At 51.1% G+C, this 19337-nt stretch carries 19 protein-coding genes and 1 pseudogene; 9 read left to right on the forward strand and 11 right to left on the reverse strand.

Annotated features, from left to right (window positions below; all coding sequences use genetic code 11):
* Window positions 1-167: 167 nt before the first annotated feature.
* Window positions 168-1124 carry a cation diffusion facilitator family transporter gene (locus tag AC1DWB_RS11660; RefSeq protein ID WP_477541232.1) on the reverse strand — a complete coding sequence of 319 codons (957 nt, stop codon included), beginning with the start codon at window positions 1122-1124 and terminating at the stop codon, window positions 168-170.
* 555 nt (window positions 1125-1679) lie between these two features.
* On the opposite strand from AC1DWB_RS11660, the gene AC1DWB_RS11665 reads away from it, so the two are divergent.
* From AC1DWB_RS11665 to AC1DWB_RS11675, 3 genes and pseudogenes are all read left to right on the forward strand, one after another.
* Window positions 1680-2054: a hypothetical protein gene (locus AC1DWB_RS11665; RefSeq protein ID WP_477541233.1), complete on the forward strand. Its 375-nt coding sequence runs from the start codon at window positions 1680-1682 to the stop codon at window positions 2052-2054.
* 131 nt (window positions 2055-2185) lie between these two features.
* A complete protein-coding gene (locus tag AC1DWB_RS11670; RefSeq protein ID WP_477541234.1) occupies window positions 2186-2491 on the forward strand; it encodes a hypothetical protein in 306 nt (101 codons plus the stop codon).
* Between the two features lie 6 nt (window positions 2492-2497).
* A pseudogene (locus AC1DWB_RS11675) lies at window positions 2498-2659 on the forward strand (STAS domain-containing protein); the annotation flags it as partial.
* Here the strand turns inward: AC1DWB_RS11675 and AC1DWB_RS11680 are convergent.
* Both AC1DWB_RS11680 and AC1DWB_RS11685 read right to left on the reverse strand, forming a co-directional pair.
* Window positions 2649-3461, reverse strand: a complete 813-nt coding sequence (locus AC1DWB_RS11680; RefSeq protein ID WP_477541235.1) for an ABC transporter permease subunit — start codon at window positions 3459-3461, stop codon at window positions 2649-2651. The pseudogene AC1DWB_RS11675 and the gene AC1DWB_RS11680 overlap by 11 nt on opposite strands.
* The gene (locus tag AC1DWB_RS11685) at window positions 3458-4339 is read right to left on the reverse strand and encodes an ABC transporter ATP-binding protein (RefSeq protein ID WP_477541236.1); all 882 of its coding nucleotides are present in this window, start codon (window positions 4337-4339) and stop codon (window positions 3458-3460) included. The genes AC1DWB_RS11680 and AC1DWB_RS11685 overlap by 4 nt, the downstream gene beginning before the upstream one ends.
* Before the next feature lie 152 nt (window positions 4340-4491).
* On the opposite strand from AC1DWB_RS11685, the gene AC1DWB_RS11690 reads away from it, so the two are divergent.
* Entirely contained in the window at window positions 4492-5088 is a 597-nt protein-coding gene (locus tag AC1DWB_RS11690) for a TetR/AcrR family transcriptional regulator (RefSeq protein WP_477541237.1), read from the forward strand.
* 63 nt (window positions 5089-5151) lie between these two features.
* On the opposite strand, the gene AC1DWB_RS11695 is transcribed toward AC1DWB_RS11690, so the two are convergent.
* Entirely contained in the window at window positions 5152-6399 is a 1248-nt protein-coding gene (locus AC1DWB_RS11695; protein WP_477541238.1) for an S-layer homology domain-containing protein, read from the reverse strand.
* Window positions 6400-6626: 227 nt separating this feature from the next.
* Between AC1DWB_RS11695 and AC1DWB_RS11700 the strand changes: the two genes are divergently transcribed.
* The 4 genes from AC1DWB_RS11700 to AC1DWB_RS11715 all read left to right on the forward strand — a co-directional run bounded on the left by AC1DWB_RS11700 (window position 6627) and on the right by AC1DWB_RS11715 (window position 9354).
* Entirely contained in the window at window positions 6627-7463 is an 837-nt protein-coding gene (locus tag AC1DWB_RS11700) for a hypothetical protein (RefSeq protein WP_477541239.1), read from the forward strand.
* Window positions 7464-7503: 40 nt separating this feature from the next.
* A complete protein-coding gene (locus tag AC1DWB_RS11705) occupies window positions 7504-8343 on the forward strand; it encodes a lysophospholipase (RefSeq protein ID WP_477541240.1) in 840 nt (279 codons plus the stop codon).
* A 23-nt stretch (window positions 8344-8366) separates the two neighbouring features.
* A complete protein-coding gene (locus AC1DWB_RS11710) occupies window positions 8367-8927 on the forward strand; it encodes a PadR family transcriptional regulator (protein WP_477541241.1) in 561 nt (186 codons plus the stop codon).
* 124 nt (window positions 8928-9051) lie between these two features.
* Entirely contained in the window at window positions 9052-9354 is a 303-nt protein-coding gene (locus AC1DWB_RS11715) for a hypothetical protein (RefSeq protein ID WP_477541242.1), read from the forward strand.
* Between the two features lie 227 nt (window positions 9355-9581).
* Here the strand turns inward: AC1DWB_RS11715 and AC1DWB_RS11720 are convergent, their stop codons facing one another.
* The 4 genes from AC1DWB_RS11720 to AC1DWB_RS11735 form a co-directional block, all read right to left on the reverse strand.
* Entirely contained in the window at window positions 9582-10271 is a 690-nt protein-coding gene (locus AC1DWB_RS11720) for an AlkZ-related protein (protein WP_477541243.1), read from the reverse strand.
* Window positions 10272-10310: 39 nt separating this feature from the next.
* Window positions 10311-11309 carry an MBL fold metallo-hydrolase gene (locus AC1DWB_RS11725; RefSeq protein WP_477541244.1) on the reverse strand — a complete coding sequence of 333 codons (999 nt, stop codon included), beginning with the start codon at window positions 11307-11309 and terminating at the stop codon, window positions 10311-10313.
* A gap of 23 nt (window positions 11310-11332) precedes the next feature.
* Window positions 11333-12079: a class I SAM-dependent methyltransferase gene (locus AC1DWB_RS11730; protein ID WP_477541245.1), complete on the reverse strand. Its 747-nt coding sequence runs from the start codon at window positions 12077-12079 to the stop codon at window positions 11333-11335.
* A gap of 65 nt (window positions 12080-12144) precedes the next feature.
* Complete coding sequence (locus AC1DWB_RS11735; protein ID WP_477541246.1) at window positions 12145-14004, reverse strand: hypothetical protein; 1860 nt, start codon at window positions 14002-14004, stop codon at window positions 12145-12147.
* Between the two features lie 272 nt (window positions 14005-14276).
* Between AC1DWB_RS11735 and AC1DWB_RS11740 the strand changes: the two genes are divergently transcribed.
* Window positions 14277-15179: an amidoligase family protein gene (locus tag AC1DWB_RS11740; protein ID WP_477541247.1), complete on the forward strand. Its 903-nt coding sequence runs from the start codon at window positions 14277-14279 to the stop codon at window positions 15177-15179.
* 108 nt (window positions 15180-15287) lie between these two features.
* Here the strand turns inward: AC1DWB_RS11740 and AC1DWB_RS11745 are convergent, their stop codons facing one another.
* The 3 genes from AC1DWB_RS11745 to AC1DWB_RS11755 form a co-directional block, all read right to left on the reverse strand.
* Entirely contained in the window at window positions 15288-17351 is a 2064-nt protein-coding gene (locus tag AC1DWB_RS11745) for an iron ABC transporter permease (protein ID WP_477541248.1), read from the reverse strand.
* 11 nt (window positions 17352-17362) lie between these two features.
* On the reverse strand, window positions 17363-18379 hold the full coding sequence (locus AC1DWB_RS11750) for an ABC transporter substrate-binding protein (protein ID WP_477541249.1): 1017 nt from the start codon (window positions 18377-18379) through the stop codon (window positions 17363-17365).
* 120 nt (window positions 18380-18499) lie between these two features.
* On the reverse strand, window positions 18500-19300 hold the full coding sequence (locus tag AC1DWB_RS11755) for a (2Fe-2S)-binding protein (RefSeq protein ID WP_477541250.1): 801 nt from the start codon (window positions 19298-19300) through the stop codon (window positions 18500-18502).
* Window positions 19301-19337 lie beyond the last annotated feature (37 nt).

The raw sequence follows: 19337 nt of genomic DNA on the forward strand, positions 1-19337 counted from the left end.
TGAATTGTGCTAGACTAATAATGTTGGCCAAGACCAACTTTTGCGACAAAAAAAATGAAGCCTTTATAATAGCATATTCTGTAGCCCGCATAATGTTTCCTATCTTTATTGTACTCAGCAAAGAAAGTTTGTCAAACGCAACTTTTTGGGTTAATTCCAATGTTTCTCTAGTGCAGATCCGTATGCTGAATATGKGCCATCTCCACTTGAATGGTGGTGTGTGTAATATTGAACTGACGTGCCATCCGTTCTATTGCAGCCTGAAGGACGGATTGACTGTCTGCATGATCGTCGATTAGCAGATGACAGCTGAACGTATCCATACCGGAAGTAAGCGACCATATATGCAAATCATGGACATTCACCACTCCTTCGATTCCGAGTAACGCCTTCTTAACTTCCGTCTGATCGACATGGGACGGTGTACCTTCCATAAGAATGTGCACGGATTGGCTTAATACGCCCCAAGCACTTTTCAGAATAAGCAAGGCCACGATCATGCTGATGATGGGATCGGCAATATACCAACCGAATAGCGACATCACGATACCCGCTGCAATCGCACCGATCGAACCTAGGGCATCGCCAATAACGTGCAGATAAGCGCTTCGAACATTAATATTTTCCTTTATGTTGCCCTGCCTTAAGAGTGACCATGCACTTGCCAGATTAGCCAACAACCCGATACAGGCAATGACAATCATCGTACTACTGCTAACAACAGGTGGTTGTTGCAGCCGCCCAATCGCTTCCCATACAATAAATCCGGATACAGCCACAAGTGTGATGCCATTAATAAGTGCAGCCAATATTTCGAACCGATAATACCCATAAGATTTGCCTGCGGATGGTCGCTTGGCTGCAAATCCGATCGCGATTAGACTAAGTAACAGTGAAGCCGAATCGCTAAGCATATGACCGCTGTCGGATAACAACGCCAAGCTGTCGGTAATCAACCCTCCTGCGAATTCCAGAAACATGATGCCAGCCGTAATGATAAGCGCGATGACCAATCCTCTGCGGCTTCCGTCTGATCCGTGATGGTGGTGTCCATGATGACCATGACTATGATCATGATCGTGGCTATGGTTGTGGCTGTTTGGATGTGAATGGTTGTGTGACATAGTAGGGATGACGCCTCCTTAATAAACGATATGGCATTACGTATGCTGCAGGAAGTATATAGGATTCCCATAACTTCTCGACAAACACATGAACAATTGATCATATATTAGTTATAATGGAATTGTATCAATCTGTCAATCGTTTTGGTCGTTCGTTTCCTCCGAGTCACTGTAGTGCCTATTGATGTTCAAGGAGTCGCCTATCACCTTCACCCAGAAAAAGTTTGCTTACATCATTAGAGGGAATAAACAAGGCACTGTAGAATGTTTTGTTATTCTATTGGCATTTAGATGATTTCTGAGGGGGATTAGTTTGAAGAATACGGTCGTATTATTCCTTTTACTTTCAATTGTTTGTCTAGGTATTTCATCACCTTCCTATGCAGATGATACTGATCTAACAATTAACATTAATTTACTAAGCAAGGCGTGATTTGGGGACAAGAGAATGGTCGACATATATACTTTCTCGATAGATTAGATCAACCAATCCCAATCATAGATTCCCCCTTCTATGCCAAGTATCTTTCTAATCTTAGGAGTGGACTTCCAACCATGTTGGACGAAACCCATACCTATCTGACCTTCCAGGGAGATCCCTTTAATACATCAATTGTGGTACGCTTGAATATTCAAACAGGATTACTTGACCAAGTCTACCCGAAAGCTCCAACTGAGAACAAAGTTATAGGCGGACAACTTTTTTATCGAAATCATATGCTATATCATTTTTATGCTGCTACCAATGAAGGTCAGACTACGATGAATCTAGTAACCGTTGATCCTGATTCAGGACAAAATACAGGAGATTATAAGAATATCCTGAATGAGTTCCAGATTCCATATGTCGTCGGAGATGAAGTACACTTTTGGACAATGTCAGAATCAACCGGGGAGTTGAGTGTTTCTATCTTTACTCTGCCTAACTGATCCAGAGCTATATTCAACCGGAACGCTAGCGACGACTAGAGAATTGGTGGACTACGTCCGCCTAAAACAAAGGTGTGCTAGAATAAGTAAGTCTGTAGCGGATAATACAGAGAAGGAGAGGAACGACACTAATGAGAAAATACGGCCAAGAACGCTATGACGCGCAGTCGTTCACGCTTCGTTGTCTCGGAGTAGAGAAACGCGGACAATGGGTGGATGTCGAGCTGGCGATGCAACTTGCAGACGGGGAAATAATGCCCGAAGGGCTTGTCTCCCCAAGCGTACTCGTGATTTGTGTGCCGATAGGTGAAGTGGTTCAAATCGTGATTCAGGACGAAGGCTGCGACAGTGAGTATCAATTTACCCCAGCCGAAGAAGAGCTTGTCCGTGATTATATTCGTGACCATTGCGCGGCGTTGATTCGGAGTGTATCGTGAACAAACGATTTCAGCGCCTCGCATGTATGGGACCACTCTGCGGTGACAGCCATCGTCAAAGTGGTCGCCAAATACAGGCAGCTAGGCAAAGAGGTACACATATCGGGGTTGAATGATGAAAGTCGACGGTTAGTAGAACAATCGAGACTTGCCTTTCCTACAAATTAAGATTTTTGCGATGGAACACATACAGGGCGATGGCATAGCCCAGTATACCCAAGCCCAAATATACTAGCACGGCAGGCAAGAGTGACTGATTACCCGCCAGTATTTCTGCAGGCTGGAACCAGTAGAAGATGGAAGCGTATCGCTTCGAGGCTAAGCTCTCGCTCAGCTTGCCGATTAAGTCCAACGCATAGAACAACAGTGTCAACCCGCCTGCATATGCTACAGCCTTACGCTCATCTACTGTGAACGCTGCAAGAAGGAAGCAGTAACCACCAATGGCCAGGAATAACAGGTAGCCGATCCCGTTCAGGGCGAGGAACGGGCCGACGGCTTCAATCGGCTCCCCTGCCATATAACCTCCAGCGAAGCAGAAAACCACGTTCAGAACAATGACGGCGAATAGAGAGGCGACGAAGACAGCGATACAAGTTCCTAGCACCTTCAGCCGGCTAACCGGAACGGACAATAAATACGCCATACTACCCTGTTCGACGAAATGGGCCAGCATCTTCGCAGCAAGCGACAGGGTGAACAACGTCATCAGCAGCAGGAAGATAAGACTGTAATATTGCAAAGACAATAAGTCCGTTACGCTGCTGATTGCTGCCCCTTGCTGCATCCCGAAGGCAACCCGGAAGCCTTCCGGCATGTCGGTCATCATCTCCATCTTCGCTTCGATCGTCTCCTTCATGCTAGGATAGATTGAAGCCATCAATAGCAAGTAGAGCGATGATCCCAGACCGTATCCCAGGATTAATTTCAAATTTCGTTTCAGCAGTGCTCTGAATAAGACTAAGCTCATTTCGCTCCCCCCTTCCCGTAATAGTTCAGGAACAAATCTTCCAGATCCTGTTCCACCGTATGAATCTTCGCTACTTGTACCGTACCGAGAAGTTGGATGATCTCATTCAAGTTGCCTTCGATGTGGAACTCTGCGACACGATCTTGAACGGATACCGTTAACGGATTATCACTTAATCGAGCCAACCCCTCTGTATCTTCCAGGGTCACGAGCAGCTTCTGCTTCCGCTTCGCGCGAATCGACTCGATCGTCTCTTCCAGGATGATTCGGCCTTCCTTAATCATAGCCGCACGGTCGCACGTCTTCTCCAGCTCAGCGAATATGTGAGAGGACATGAATATCGTCTTCCCTTCCCGCTTCTCCTGCGTAATCAGTTCCACGAATCGTTGCTGCATGAGCGGATCGAGGCCCGACGTTGGTTCATCCAGCAGCACCGTCTCCGGGTTGTGCATGAATGCCGCCACGATGCCGACTTTTTGCTTCATCCCCTTCGACATCTTCGTAATAGGCGTTCCTGGGTCGAATTCGAATCGATCGATCAGCTCTCCGCGTTTCTTCGTCGTCCTCAATCCCCGCATATCGCCCAACAGCTGAAGAAATTCACTTCCAGTCATCCGTTCAAGGAACGCGATTTCGCCGGGTAAATAGCCGACATGCTTCTTAATCTCCGTCGCATCCTTCCAGCAATCCAACCCATTCACGCTAGCTCTGCCCTGATCCGCCTTGGTGAAGCCCATCAGATGGCGAATCGTTGTAGACTTCCCTGCCCCATTCGGACCAATGAAACCGAACACTTCTCCTCGACGCACCTCGAACGAAACGTCGAAAATCCCTTTGCCATTCTTGAAAGCACGTGTCAACCGATCCAGCTTGATCATTTCCCACACCTACTTTTGAAATATAATGTCACTTAAACTTCAAAACATAAGCATAATATACATCAACTCCCTTCACTTGTGAAGAGGTTTTAAACTCTGAATGCAAATATATTTCAAAATATGCTATAGTTGAGCTATCAGGGGGTGAACCGGTGAACGGATTCCAAAAACGGACGAAAGCTAAGATGGATCAGATTGAGCAATGCGCGATCGAGCTTCTCATCAAGCCGATCCCGGAAATAACGATAGCGGAAATTGCCGCTCAAGCAGGGGTTTCCCAGGTCACGATCTACAATTACTATGGGAGCAAAGAAGCCTTATTGAAAGCAGCGCTTAAACGTCTGTTCGACGAGCAGCTTACGCATTTCAAGGATCTAATAGACAGCCCTCTTCCATTCGATGATAAGCTGAAGCAAATCGTACTGATCAAGCGAATCGCGTCCACTAAAGTCCATTCCGACACATACGTCCAACTGTTGAATGCCGATGCCGAAATGCAATCATTCGTCCAGCATTATTCCCATGAGAATTCCATTCCCCTCTTCCTGCGATTCATTCAGGAAGGCCGGGCTTGCGGCCGGTTGCGCAGTAATGTGCACGATGAGATGCTATTGGTCTATCTGAACATGTTCAGCCACGCGGTATCGCTTGTAACGGAAGAGGAGATGGCTCGGATGGGACAGCCAGGCGGGCTAGAGGAGCTAATCGATCTGTTCTTCTACGGTCTATTGAACCAGCAGAATGAGTGAACACGGCAAAAGAAAGAGCCTCCATGCTTCATCTGCATGAAAGGCTCTATTCGACTCTATGGCTTACTTCTTCGGTACGATGCTGAACACGATTGCTTGACCTTGACTGTTCGCTACTTTTATCTCAACTGTATAGCCGCCCAGTACAATCGAGAAATCTTCAACTTTTTGTTTATTCGACACTTTGTTGTATACGCTATCGATCGTCTCCTCGAATTTCGCAGCGTCGTAACTGAACAAATAGCGGACGAATGTTCGGATCACTTCCTGATTGCGAGCCCATGCTCCGTCCTGCATACTTAAAGTGATGCCATATGTATGATACGCAGGCTCCAACCAAAGTGAAGCTTCATCAGCCGGAATGGCCGGATCAGGATGGAGGCTTAATGCATTTGTTTTGGTATCAGCATTCTTGAACAGCCGCAAGGTTGTTTCCGACATATCATAGTTCGTGCCCCGGAGCTTGCCCGCCTCCAGCATGACGTTATACGCCTTCAACATCGTTTCGCTCGGAAACATAATTTTCTTGTAACTTCCATCTCGGGTAGGCACAACCGTCTCATACCGAACCTTCGAATCCCCTTTTACCACAATCCGTTTGCTCTTATCGATAATCCGTTCCATTACGGTCAACGCTTCTGCACGAGATACGAACACTCCCACTCCGAAATACCCATTCGGGTATCCTTCCATAATCCCCTTCGCGAACACTTCGGAGATGAACTTCTGCTCCCGGCTCGTTGCGCTTTGGAAATCACCGATTGCGCTTGTAAGCAGCTTGCCGTAAGACTCGTCCTCAAGAAACTCTGTTTCCTTCATCGTGTAATAGACGATTTCCGCTACTTTCTCACGGGTCAGCTTCGCTTTGAAATCAGGAAACTGGGTCTTACTGATCAGATTCAAGTCGCTTGCCAGATCGATATAAGGCTTCGCCCAATAGCCCACTATGTTCGGTCTGAAGTTGAAATCCCGATAGTCCTGGTTCAATACACTTTGATTGGCAGAGCTTAACGACATCTTGAACGATTGCGTCCAGCTGCGTTCCCCGTTCGGATGCTTCTGGGAGAATGACAGCAACAGGATCTTCAGGAACTGATCCACTGTAACCGTTTCATTCGCTCGGAACGTACCGTCCGGATAGCCGTCAAGAATACCTTCATTCACCAATTTCACAATCGTCGGCTCCGCCCAGTGGCCCTTAATATCCGTGAAGTTCGCGCCCTGTAAATCGGCAGCCGCAGCCCCCTCTATCCGGGCGGACACGAGCAGCATCACGAGCGTAATTACCATAACCCCTATTCTTCTAAACATCTTGCAGCCTCCGTTGTCTGTTCCGTATCCGAGTAGTCCATCAACTAGAATAATCGGTTTTTCCCGGAATGGGAACGCTGCTTAATACCTATCTTGTCGAACCTGGTACATTCCTGTCGTTTGTTGAACGATGTCGATATAGGTCTTTCGTAGCGGCACTTTCAAGCTTTGTATGTATGGAAAAATACAGTATAATTCGAAGTAGCAAAGTCTGGAGGAACTGACCCTTGAAACGATCCCAATTGTCGCCATTCTGGTCCACTGTTGTCCAGCGACTGCCGTTCCAGCCTAGATGGTACCCCGCTATTCTCGTAGCCGGCTTCCTCGTTGGTTTACTGCTATCCGTCCTCTTGTTCTATAACATCCGACACGATGACAACTATCCAGAGCAGTATGAATACCGGAAGCTGCGGGCGGCGAACGGTGTAGTGCTGTACACCCTCGAGACGACGCCGGACAATGTCCAACTGCGCACAATCGAAACGAATGTAACCGGAACCCCCTATTATGGAATCAATGGCGGTTTTTTCTGGGAAGGCGCTTTATTGAGCATTGCAGTTGTGAACGATCAACCGTTGAAGGGGCTGCCCGGTGACTATGGGTCCGGTTGGTACAATACGGGGGTTCAGGCTGATTTGAAGCGGGGCACACTCGTATGGGACGAAATCGCAAGACGATTCTCCGTCCAGGTCGTCCTAGAAGCAGGAGAACTCCAGGTAACCGACAAACAGCATTATTGGGCACAAGGCGGAGTCAGCATGGGACTATCCAATGAACGAACCTGGGACCAGAGCATGATCCCCGAGCAGATGCCAGCTTATGAGGAAGCGCATATGCGTACTGGACTCGTATACGACGCTCAACAAAATATATACATGATAGTAACACCGACCCCTTGCACTATCGAACAGTTCCGCTCCGCGATCATAGAAAAGCTTGGTGAACGCCATCTCGTGGACGGAATCTTCCTAGACGGTGACGGCTCCTCCCAGTTGAACAGCAAGCAAGCGCATCTTGCAGGAGACCACCGTCAAGTGTATCAGATGCTTACCTTGAAGGAATAGAGCAGGAACGTATGACGTACAGAAAGGAATGGTGACGGAAATGGCATACGAATCATTCGAGTGGCAGTGTCAGGACGGGACGCTTATGTATGCATGCGCCTCAAACCCAGAGGAGCGTAGTTCGGTCAAGGGAGTAATTGGTATCGTACACGGAATGGGAGAGCACACCGACCTGTATCTCCATGTAGCAGAGATGTTCAATGCACATGGCTATGCGGTTCTAATGTTCGATCAACGCGGGCATGGACGTACGAGAGGTCAGCGCGGCCATACGCCTTCCTATGAGCATTTACTTGAAGGAATAGATCATCTTCTGCACGAAGCTGAATTGAGGTATCCCGGTGCACCCCAATTTCTGTATGGCCACAGTATGGGGGGAAATCTTACCCTTAATTACTTGCTAAGGCGCAAACCCGCCCTTCAAGGGGCGATTGTGTCTGGCCCTTGGTTGAAGCTTGCATTCGAACCACCCACTGCCATGCTGGCTGTCGCGAGAGTACTCGAGTCGATCTACCCTAGATTCTCGAACCACCGGCCCATGAAACCGCACAATCTAACCTCAGATCCGGAGATGCTTCGACGCATTCAGGAAGATACTGAGCGGCACGGATACATTACAGCCAAGTACTTCTTCGGAGTTGTACGTGCTGGGAACTGGGCGTTGCAGCACGCTTCCGAGCTGTCCGTCCCGCTGCTGCTTATGCATGGTGGGGACGACAAAGTGACGTCCATCAAGGCGAGCAAGCAGTTCGCCGAGCAGGCCGACAAGCAATGCGAATTCAGAGAATGGCCTCAATTCAAGCATGAGCTGCATAACGAACAGAACCGGACGAATGTGTTCGCCGCCATGGTCGAATGGCTGGATCAACATCTACATTAATGGCAACGGGGGATCATCCTAATTTGAATACACTTTCATACGGATTGTTGAGTATCTTGACGGTAGCTCCTTGCTCCGGGTATGACTTGATGTTGAACATCCATCTATTCTGGCAAGCCAAACATAGTCAAATCTACCCGCTGCTTGCCGAGCTGGAACGCCAAGGCTTGGTTGAATTCGAGCTTGTGGAGCAAACGAATAAGCCGGATAAGAAAGTCTACTCCATCACAGAGAGCGGAGAAGCCGCTGTGAGGAGTTGGATTCCGCAGCCCACTGCCGATCCGGTTACTCGTGACGAATTCACGCTCAAGCTGTTCTGCGTATGGATCAGCGACCCTCAGTCCGCCAGGCAGCTGCTGCTGGAACGGGAAACGATGTATCGGAACAAGATGTGTCGATTGGAGAAGTCAATGGCCAAAATCCATGGCATGGTCGAGGAAGGTTCCGAGTATCTCCAGATGAACTCCCGGTATTTCGGAGCTTATGCCTTGGTACAACGCGGCCTAATGCTTACTCGTACGAACCTGGAATGGATTGAATGGATGCTTCAGATTTTGGGGAATTCGGAGGGAAAGGAGAACTAGAAGCGGAAACGGCCGTTCCAAGTGAAAAAGGACCTCGTGAGCTCAAACTAAGCCAAAACTCGCCGGGTCCTCTTTTCACTTTCCACTCCTGCTGCTCGCAGCGCTCGAAGGCCGGAATTCGGCCTTGCAACTCGTGATTCCGCTACCTGCTGCACTCATAGGCCGGAATTCGGCCTTGCAGCTCGTGAATCCGCTTCTCACAGTGCTCGAAGGCCGGAATTCGGCCTTGCAGCTCGTGAATCCGCTGCTCGCAGCGCTCGAAGGCCGGAAATCGGCCTTACAGCACGTGAATCCGCTTCTCGCAACACTCGAAGGCCGGAATTCGGCCTTGCAGCTCGTGATTCCACTTCTTGCGGCGCTCGAAGGCCGAAAATCGGCCTTTCAGCTCGTGAATCCGCTTCTCGCAGTGCTCGATGGCCGGAATTGAGACAGTCGATTAACTGTGGACAAGAGGAGTGGAGAGTGAAAAAGAGGACCCTGGCGAGTTTTGGCTTGAACCTCCCACCGCTGAATCCCTTATACAATCAAAGAGGTTCAAACAAGATGTTTGAGCAGAAGGGTCCTTTTTCACTCGGAACGGCCGTCTTAGCTTCTATCCACAGTTATTCGACAGCTTGAAACCGGCCGTATAGCCCAGCCATTACAGCTACGGACTCAGCGCAGCAGCTTGGCAAGCTTCTGCACGGCTGCCTCGCTCGCAGCCTCGGCGAATCGGGCAAGCAGCTCGTCCTTCGCATCTTGACGATCCAGCCGCAGGGGCTCGATGCCGTGTCGAGCCATCCAATGGCTGGACAGCGAGTAGCAGGTACTGTTCCAGCCATTCTTATTGCCGAGCTCATTCAGACGCTCCGAGATGCCCGAGATGACGATGTCACCCGTACTCTGCAGGTCAATCAACGCATCATCGAACGTTTTCTTCGACTCTTTGTTCTGCAGACCGGCTGAACGGCGAAGCTCCCTCACATCAATACCGTCGTGCGCTTCGATAAGATCGTAGAGCCGCAGCACGTCCTTCGAGACGACTCCGTCTTCATAGCGGCTGCGCAAGCTCTTGACCGGCTTAAGCGCCGCTTGCAGCAGTGGAAACCACGCCGCATCGACCAGTATCGGCTTCTTCGCCATGAACCGACCGTAGGCAGCAACTCCTTCTCCTGCGAATCGGTCTCGCCACAGCCATGGATCAGTCTGTTGACCCGTGTGCCATGCTTCACGGTGAGTGATCGCCTCAAGTGATGGATATTCAGGGAACAAGCCGGATAATGGCAATATGCCTACCTTGGCAATCACTGCTGCTGCTTCCTCATACGACTCAATCGTGTTCCATTCCATCATTTGCGTTGCCATGAGTTCCTTCTCCCCTCAATCTCTTAATCACGAACATTCTTACTCCCGGCCAACTGCGCGACTCCTATACAGCAGAGTGCCGTCTTCGGCTTGCAACTCGCGGACTTGCTCTTGCTCCTGCATATAAATCACATGCGCGATCGTCTCCGACAAGGCGAACCGAAGCTGATGCACAGACAGCCTGTCGCCGAACAGAGCCCGACAAAGCGCATAAGCGCTGAGAGGCTGCTCCTCCAACAGCGCACGCATCTTCTGCAGTCGCTCTTCATGGTGCCGAATAATGTCTATCGCCCGTTCCGCATAGCCGGTGAACGGCTCGCGATGACCTGGAAACGCTCGCTCTACTTGCAGCAGCGCCGACTCTCGCAGACTCGTGAGGAACGTGCCGAGCGGGTTCGGATCGAACCCGGGCAAGTAGCCGACGTTCGGTGTAATATGCGGCAAAACATGGTCACCGCAGAATAACTCAGCTCGTTCCTCGTCGAAAAAGCTCAAGTGCCCTTCAGCATGGCCCGGTGTATGGATAGGCCTGTATAGCCGTGCCCCGAGTTGGAATGGCACCTCTGGTTCGATCAGCGACAATTCCGGCTGTGGAGATACTTGCGGGATAAAGCTGTGCATATGATCGCGCATTGGCTCCGCCAGCTGCTTGTCCAAGCCATGAAGCAAGAACACCTGCATCAGCCGATCATTCATCGGTTCCGATTCCCCCCATAACGCACGCACTTGCTGCTGACCGATCTCGGATAAGTAGACGGGTGCGCCGCTCATCGCCTGGAACCATCCACTAAGCCCGTAATGGTCGGGATGATGATGTGTAAGCACGATCTGGCGAATATCGCCCATGCCAATCCCTAGCTCTGTCATCGTATCCACCCAGAGTGCCTCAGATTCTGGCGTATGTAGACCGGGATCGAGAATCGTCCAGCCGTCAACGCCGTGAATAGCGTAGCTGTTCACCCAGCGAAGCGGGAACGGCAGCGGCACCTTTACTTGAATTAGGCCATCCCGTAGTACAGATCTTGTCGTTCGCATCATGTCTGATATGTCCCTTTCTCTTGCTATTTCGTTCCAATCAAGATCAGTCTCGGCGATTTCGCCGGATCGAAGGGCTGTCCATCATAACCTCCGAACACATCGTCCAAGCTTAATCCAGCCGCTTGCAGCATGGTGCGGAAATCCGACAAGCCGTACAACTTTACCTGCTCACTGTACAAGCGGTCCGGCTGATCTTGCTCCCGTACAACAATCTGCTTGCGAACAAATCCGTCTTCAATCCTGCGGTTCTCTTCTATTGTAAGTCCCTCGTCCGTTCTGACCGAATGAGGCACTAGACGTGTACGAACATATTCGGCATTCAGAAAATCCATAATAAATCGTCCACCGGGCTTCAGTACCCGATGCATTTCCTTCAACACCTGGACATTCTGCGCATCCAGATCGAAATAGCCGAATGAGGTGAACAGATTCACAACGGCGTCGAAAGTTTCCTTATCCTTGTCTATTCCGCCAAACGGTAACTGCCGCATGTCGCCTTGATGCCACTCGACACGTTCCTGCTCATCCAACTTCATAGCTTCATTCAGCAGCACCCCCGACAAATCAATGCCCGATACTTGATAGCCCGCATCAGCAAGCGCCAGTGAATGACGTCCCATCCCGCAGCATAGATCTAACACGGATGCCCCTTGCGGAAGATCCAGCCAGCCGATCATAGTGCGCACCTCTGCATAGGCACCTGCTACATCCCTATGTTTATATACAAGTAAATAATCTTTACCGAAACTTTCTTCATACCAAGCCTTCATCCGTTTATCGCCTCCGTTCTCTATTTAACACCATATGGACACCTATACGCAATCCATTCACCCGATCAACGATTCGGTTGGACGGCTGTTTTGTACATCCCCATCGCGGTCTGGGGAGAGACGGCCAATATACCGCTGCCTTGCCCCCACTCTATCCAACTGTTACTTGCCATGTCATATATCAGGTAGGTCGACTCCATCTCAACAATCGCCCGATTGCCGGCAAAACGAATCCAAGTCTCACCACCGGGAGAAGGCGCTAGGACAGGCTCGGACCCCTTCTGCCACACCCATAACTTCTGCTCCAATCCTTGGGCCGTTGGCGTCTCTTCGAGCAACAGCGCAAGCTGATTGTCGGCATAGCGGACTTCGCCGGGCAGCTCTTTCACACTACCATCCCTGGCTTCGTACAGCGTCCATGTCTTCCTTTCCTTGACTACCGTACGGAATACACCGTTCTGAACCGGGAAGACCACCAATGGCCTTACATAACTTTGGGTAAAATAAGCTTCCGACCAGCGCTTTTCCATCTTCTTCAATCGATCTACATCCTCGTATACGTACAGATCGACAGGCAAACGTTCTTCCCCTTCCTTCGTTACTTCATACGTCTGTGTCAACACATTCAATTCCTTAGAATACCGGTCATAAGCCGCATACATCACGGACGACCCCGTATTCATCGAATCGTACACGACCCGCCTCTTTCCGTCAGTCAAGGAATAGACATAGACGTTCCGATAATCCGCGTACAAGATGCGATTGTCATCGATCCACTGGATGGGTGCACCTGCATGGAATACGTTCAAGTAGATCGAAGATTCGATTGTGACCGGTGGCTTCCCCTTCTGTTCAAGTACGAGTGTCTCATACAATCCGCTACCGTCACCTTCCGGGGTTGCCACCATCGCTGCACCGATATAACGGCTCCCATCAGGAGAGAACGTCATCGTTTCATAATAGGTATCCCATTCGGACCAGCCAACCCGTTCATCCGTGAGCAAGGACTTCCACTCCCCAGCCTGCACCCGCTGTACCTGTACTTCCCAGCCATAAGCACCCACATAATTGCCCCGTGTCGACCGAAACCCTTCCACACTCGTCCCGGTACCTACACGTTCAGGGCCATGTGGAAGTATTTCGCCCCCTATATCCCAAGAGAACCTGCGATTATCCAGCCATTTCCCCGGCGGCAGCCCCCTCGTCCAAGACGTATCCATTTCCTCTGAGAATCGTATCACAATCGCTCTCTCTTGACTCGGTACAAAGGCAGTTGCACGTGTCAATTGGTCCGATGGAGGGTACGCGAACATCGCGGTCAAGTTATCCGAAGTACGCTCTCTCTGCAATGTAATCGTCAACGGAGGCAGCTTCGTCACCACAATAGGAGGTATATCGCCCAGTATCACCTTGAACGAATCCCCCATCTCGGACAATCGCAGCACACGATACGCATCTCTGCCCTCGATGACCAGCTTGGCTTTACCCTCCACTCGTATATCCTGAAGCAGTTCCTCCCACTGCTTCCCGCCAACAGCATCCAAGGTAACACCTATATTGAATTCTATATCCAAATGTCGAACGATAGCATACGGCTGATTCGGGAGCTCATTGTATTGAAGTGTACGAAAGACATATCCAAGCCTATCACTGATCTGCCCAAAAGACAGCTCCCGCAAAGCTGTGCGGAAAGTAGTCTGCGGCGTCGAAGTTGGAACTGGTGAAGCAGTTGGAGTTAATGTCAGGATTTCAGCAGGCTGCACGATCGACATTCCACCTTGAACAAGATTCGGGGTGCTAATCGGCTCAACAGTCGGTTCACTTTTTTGATTGATGATCGAGTCCAGCAGTAGGGACAGCAGCAACAACACCGAGACCATAGATAGCAAGACAATCCCGCGCGCAGCAATCGACTTTCGCATCATGTTACATCCTCCCTCTGTGTATCCACATCTGTATTGACGCATATATTTGGAAAATAGTTCCGGTCTAAGTGCGACTATTTTGGATCTGCTCCGCCCCACTTAATTGTGCAAAATGAACGGGTTTCGTGTACACTGACATTAATAGAGGAACGCCTATAGGAGGAGCCAGCTATGACACCTGAGCACATTCCCCGCTAAGCCCGTGGTCCGCCATCATCCTCACTCTTCAAGCTTGGAACGAACTATTATGATGAAGATGAGGTGGATTATCGATGTGGCCGAACCGTGTAGATTGGCAAGATTTACGATTTGGAGTGGAGATAGAGTTTATTAATGGAAGACCGGAAGAACTTGAGCTGCTGCCCGGGTGGATCATGTCACTAGATGAGCGGCAGTTGGATGTGACTGGCGTCGAATCCGGAAGCGAGCTGAAGCCGCCTCCCCTGCGCTGGACCGAGCGGGAGCAGATCCGGGAGATGCTTCGACGGCTGCAAGAACAAGGTGCCGAGGCCAACTGGAGCTGCGGCCTTCATGTCCATGTCGGCTTGGAGCCATGGGGGCAAGCGATAGTACAGCCTTTGGCGGAAGCGGCTTTGACGATGCAGGAAGGTCTGAGAACGCTACTACAGACGAGCACGCACCGACTGATCTATTGCCCGGCTATGACGACTGAGATGGTACAGAAGTACGTCATGAATCCCGATGACCGCTTAACACTGCGCCATTGGGGACGTCCTCAGTCGCACCGCTGCGGAATCAATGCGGCGGCCTGGTTCGATGTGCAAACCGTGGAGATTCGCTATGCGAATGGTTCCGTGGATTATGACGAAGTCATACGCACCGTCGAGTTATGTTTGCGGTTCGTTGCTGCGATCGGCGCGGGACGGACGCTTCCAAATGATCCTGCACAGCTAGCCAGCGAGCTGGGTGTGCCAGTAAGCGGCTATCCCCCTGCCTCTACGCCACCCCAGTGGTACAAGGAGCGAATCTGGCTTGAGGAGGCGCTGCTGCCTGTGTTGAGCCCGCTTGTGGAGCCTCTTGTGGACCGTGGTGAAGTGCATCACATCCTGCCCGTGCCGGATGGAATACTGGTGGCCGTTGAGGTTGGAGCCGGCGAACTCCGGCGATTCTTGTTCCGGCCAACCTCCTCAGGCTGGGAGCTCCTGCGAGAATAGCGCAATAGCTACTAATCTGATTGGGGATAACCACTTGTGTATCCTGTAACATGCAAAAAGCCTTGCAGCTCATGATCCGTTCGGACTATGAGCTGCAAGGCTTTTCCGTTATTTGCCGCGTTGCGAGGCACGCATCAGCCCGATAAAGTACGGGGCGCCGAGCAGGGCTACGACGAGCCCCGACGGAATTTCCTTCGGGCTGAGCACCACCCGACCGACCAGGTCGCCGCCCATCAGCAGCAGCGCCCCCATGATCGCAGCGACCGGCAGCAACCGTCGGTGGTTATGCCCGACGAGCAGCCTGGCCGCATGCGGTGCGATCAGCCCAATGAAGCCGACTGCACCGACTGTAGCGACGGCCGCGGCGGCCAACGCTACTCCGACAACTCCGGCCCACAGCCGTGTGCGGGGCACCCGGATGCCGAGCCCCGTCGAAGCTTCGTCGGACAACCCGAGTAGATCCAGCTTGCGGTGCAGCGACCATGCCATCGGCAGCAGCACGATGAGCCAGACTAGCAGAGGCCACAGCTGCGGCAATGTACGGGCATACGTGCTGCCCGCCAACCAGACGAGCGCGGAGCCGACACGGAACTGCGCCTTCACGACTAGCAATTGAATGATTGCTGATCCTAGCGCCGACACCGCGATCCCGACCAAGGCCAGCAGCGCAGGCTGCAAGCCACTCCGTCTAGCCGCTAGGTAGACGACTGCGGCGCTTACTATTGCCCCGGCGAACGCTGCCACGGGGATCCAGGATATCCCGACAGTCGGCCATAATATAAGCAGCGATACCGCACCTACACCTGCGCCCGAAGTGACGCCGACAATCGAAGGATCAGCCATCGGATTGCGTACGATGCCCTGCAGCAGCACACCACTAATAGCCAGTGCGGCTCCGGCGCAGGCGGCAATGAGCATGCGGGGTAGGCGCATGTTAAGCATAATATTGCGGGACAGCGGCTCGCCGCCGCCAGTTAAGACGTCGACAACCTGAGCAAGGGGCAGACGCAAACCACCGAGCGCAAGGCCTGCGATCAAGATTGCTAGAGCTCCTGCCGACAAGAGACTGACCAACAAAGGATAAGGCAACCTGCCTGCCATCTTGGACGTGAGGCTAGTTTCGTTCGACTGTTGGATGGGCTTGCCACCACTTCGCGCTCGCAGGGCCAGCCATATCATCCACGGAGCTCCGATCATAGCCGTGACCGCCCCTACGGGTAGCTCACCATAAGCATCACGGAACATTCGGGTGAATACGTCGGCTCCGACCAGAACCGCCGCCCCCCATATCATAGAGCCGATCAAGAGCGGGAGATGACGTCGTATCCCGAAGAGCCTGACCAGATGAGGGGCGATCAGGCCGATGAATCCGATGCCGCCTGCCACACTTACTGTTGTAGCGGCGAGCATGACAGCGGTTAGCAGTGTCGCGACTCGAACTAGGCCTACACGTTGTCCCAGGCCTTTGGCCATCTCATCGCCCATCTGGAACAGGTCCAACGACTTGCCCAGCCCTAGGGCAATAACTACCGCTCCTGCAATCCAGGGAGCAATGAATACAACCCCGCTCCAATCCGTTGTATGGAGTGAACCCGACCCCCAGAGGAACAATCGAGCAGTCTCTGTCTCGTACAGCAGTTGCAGCGCACCAGTTACTGCCGCGATCGCCATCGTAATCGCCATACCAGCCAATGTCAACCGCACAGGTGAAGCCGAGCGCCCGCCCGACATCGCATATACGAGCCCCAAGGCTGCGATTCCTCCGATGAATGCTACCGCCAGCGCATGGTTGCTCAAGAAGGTAGGGAAGAAGATTAGCCCAACCGTAACCGCCAGAAATGCGCCAGAATTAATACCTAATGTAGAAGCGGAAGACAGTGGATTGCGTGTAATGGTCTGCAGTAACACACCTGCAGCAGCTAACGCCGCCCCCGTTATGACCCCCAACGTTGCCCTCGACATTCGAAGAGTCCTCACGACGTGGTGTTCAGCGGAATCCTGAGGCGAGAAGATCGCTTCCAGAACCATCTTGGCACTTATATGCGCCTCGCCCTGGGTTATATGTAACAGCCACAAGACGAGGAGCAGGATCAATCCCCCACCGAATACCAAGCAATATCGGAGCCATGTTAGCAACAGTCCGGAGGGACGATCGGTTGCCGGTATCATCATCCTACTGGTGCTCATTTGGCAAAGGTGGTGACAACGCGATCAACGAATGTTTCCATCGAGAACGGGCCGCCGAACGGCCAAGTGTCGCCGCCTAAAGCGTAGATACGGTTTTCTTTGACAAAGGTCAAGCTTTTCCACACCGGGTTAGTGTTCAGGAATTTCTCGAATATATTATCGGTCTGCATCTGTACCATGTGCAACAGACTGGCATTCTGGACAGCCGTCAATGCTTCTACACCTGCTGTACTGAATCCGTATGTCTCGATCTTGCTAGCACTGAAGCCGTTCTTCAATCCCAATTTGCTCAGTACCTTGACCGGCAGTGATTCGTTCGTGAACAGCCGGAACGATGCTGTGTTCTGGGAACTGAATGCTTGGGTCAATACAAATTCGGCATTCGCTTTATTCGCAGCCTTCAACTTCTCCGCACCCTTGCTGATCACAGTCGACAGGTCGCTTAACACCTTCTGAGCCTCCACCTTCTTGTTCAGAGCATCGCCCATAGTAAGGAACGTTTCTTCCATTTCCTTGTACTGGTCTGCTGACGCAGTCGCAGAATAAGGATCGAACAACAGTGTAGGCGCAATCGCCTTCAATTGATTTATTATTTTCTCATGACGGAATTTAACGCCAACGATTAGATCGGGTTTCAGGGCCGCAATTTTCTCCAAATTCGGCTCTTCGCGAGTTCCTACGTCCTGGACATCAGCTGGGAGGGCCGTTTTAATTTTCACATTTTTGTTAAAGCCCGCAATGTCTGCATGACCCACCAATTGGCCGCCAAGCGCTAACACATTCTCAGTATAAGTCCATTCAAGTGTAACAATTCGCTTCGGGGTGCCTTTATTTTCAACCGTTCCAAGCGCATCCTTGATCGAACGGGCAGTTTCGGTTGACGCAGTTGGGCTTGGTGATTGAGTTGATCCGTTCGTCGATGAAGAAGGCTTGTCAGCTCCACCACCACAAGCAGCCAGAAAGATAGAAATGGCTATGAGCAATAAAGAAGTAATCCGAATACGAGATAACATGAATCAGAACCTCCAGCTAGGTATTGTTTGATTAAAACTATTATTGATATTGATTATTATTATCATCAAAAGATGTGTTTCGACCCATTTTCTACACGAAAAACCTTTCTTGAGTCAGAGTCATTTGCCACTCGCTATCTTTTCTTTCCGCTGCAGCCGCTCGGATTCCGTCATTCGGGGGCAATTGTAGCACAACTCCCCACCCTCTCGGCAATAATACATGCAACAGGAAGATCGTAGCAGAACTTTCTTGCCTGCTTCATGCGGACTGTCCAAGTAGACTGGCTTCAGATGGCGAAAAGGGTTTCGCCGACGGTTAAACACCGAAGGCTCGATGCCTTCCGTCAACACTTGATACCCCGACATTAACCGTTCTATTACCTCGGGCCGTCTTTCAGATTCCAGCAAAAAATCCTGCATATACGTCAATCTAGCCGCGTATTGATTCCAGATCATATCCGGTTTCACTTCCGCTACTTCGGCGATTGTATCCACAATGCGGTTGAATTGTTCGGTGAAAAACTGCTCATACGCCTCTCTCAAAGCTTCCACGCGACCGGGTTCTGGCAATTGCCTCATCCGCACCTCCTTTACCTGATAACCGGCATGAATGTGGTCCCGATGCGATTCCAGAAAAAAGTTCAAATTGTCCAAGCTCAAATCCAACCATTCGTTATGCGTAGCTGCTGCATAATGCAAAGCCCCGCAAAGACTGAATAACGACAAGCCCAGGAAGGAGGCTGGCAGCATTCTGGAAGTCGCTTTGTACTGTACGCGGCCCACTTCCATCAGTCCCTTCATCGTCTCCATTTTCCAGAGATCGGTTGCAGGGACGAGTATAAGTGTATGTTCAGGGGGTGTATTGGTAATGTGCAAATACTTCTCAAGTAAAGCGAAGTTCAACGAAGGCGAAGCTTCCATCTTGTCTATTCCTCCTCATTACCGGGTCTACTCAGCC

The sequence above is a fragment of the Paenibacillus sp. P4_E11 genome, assembly GCF_056401635.1.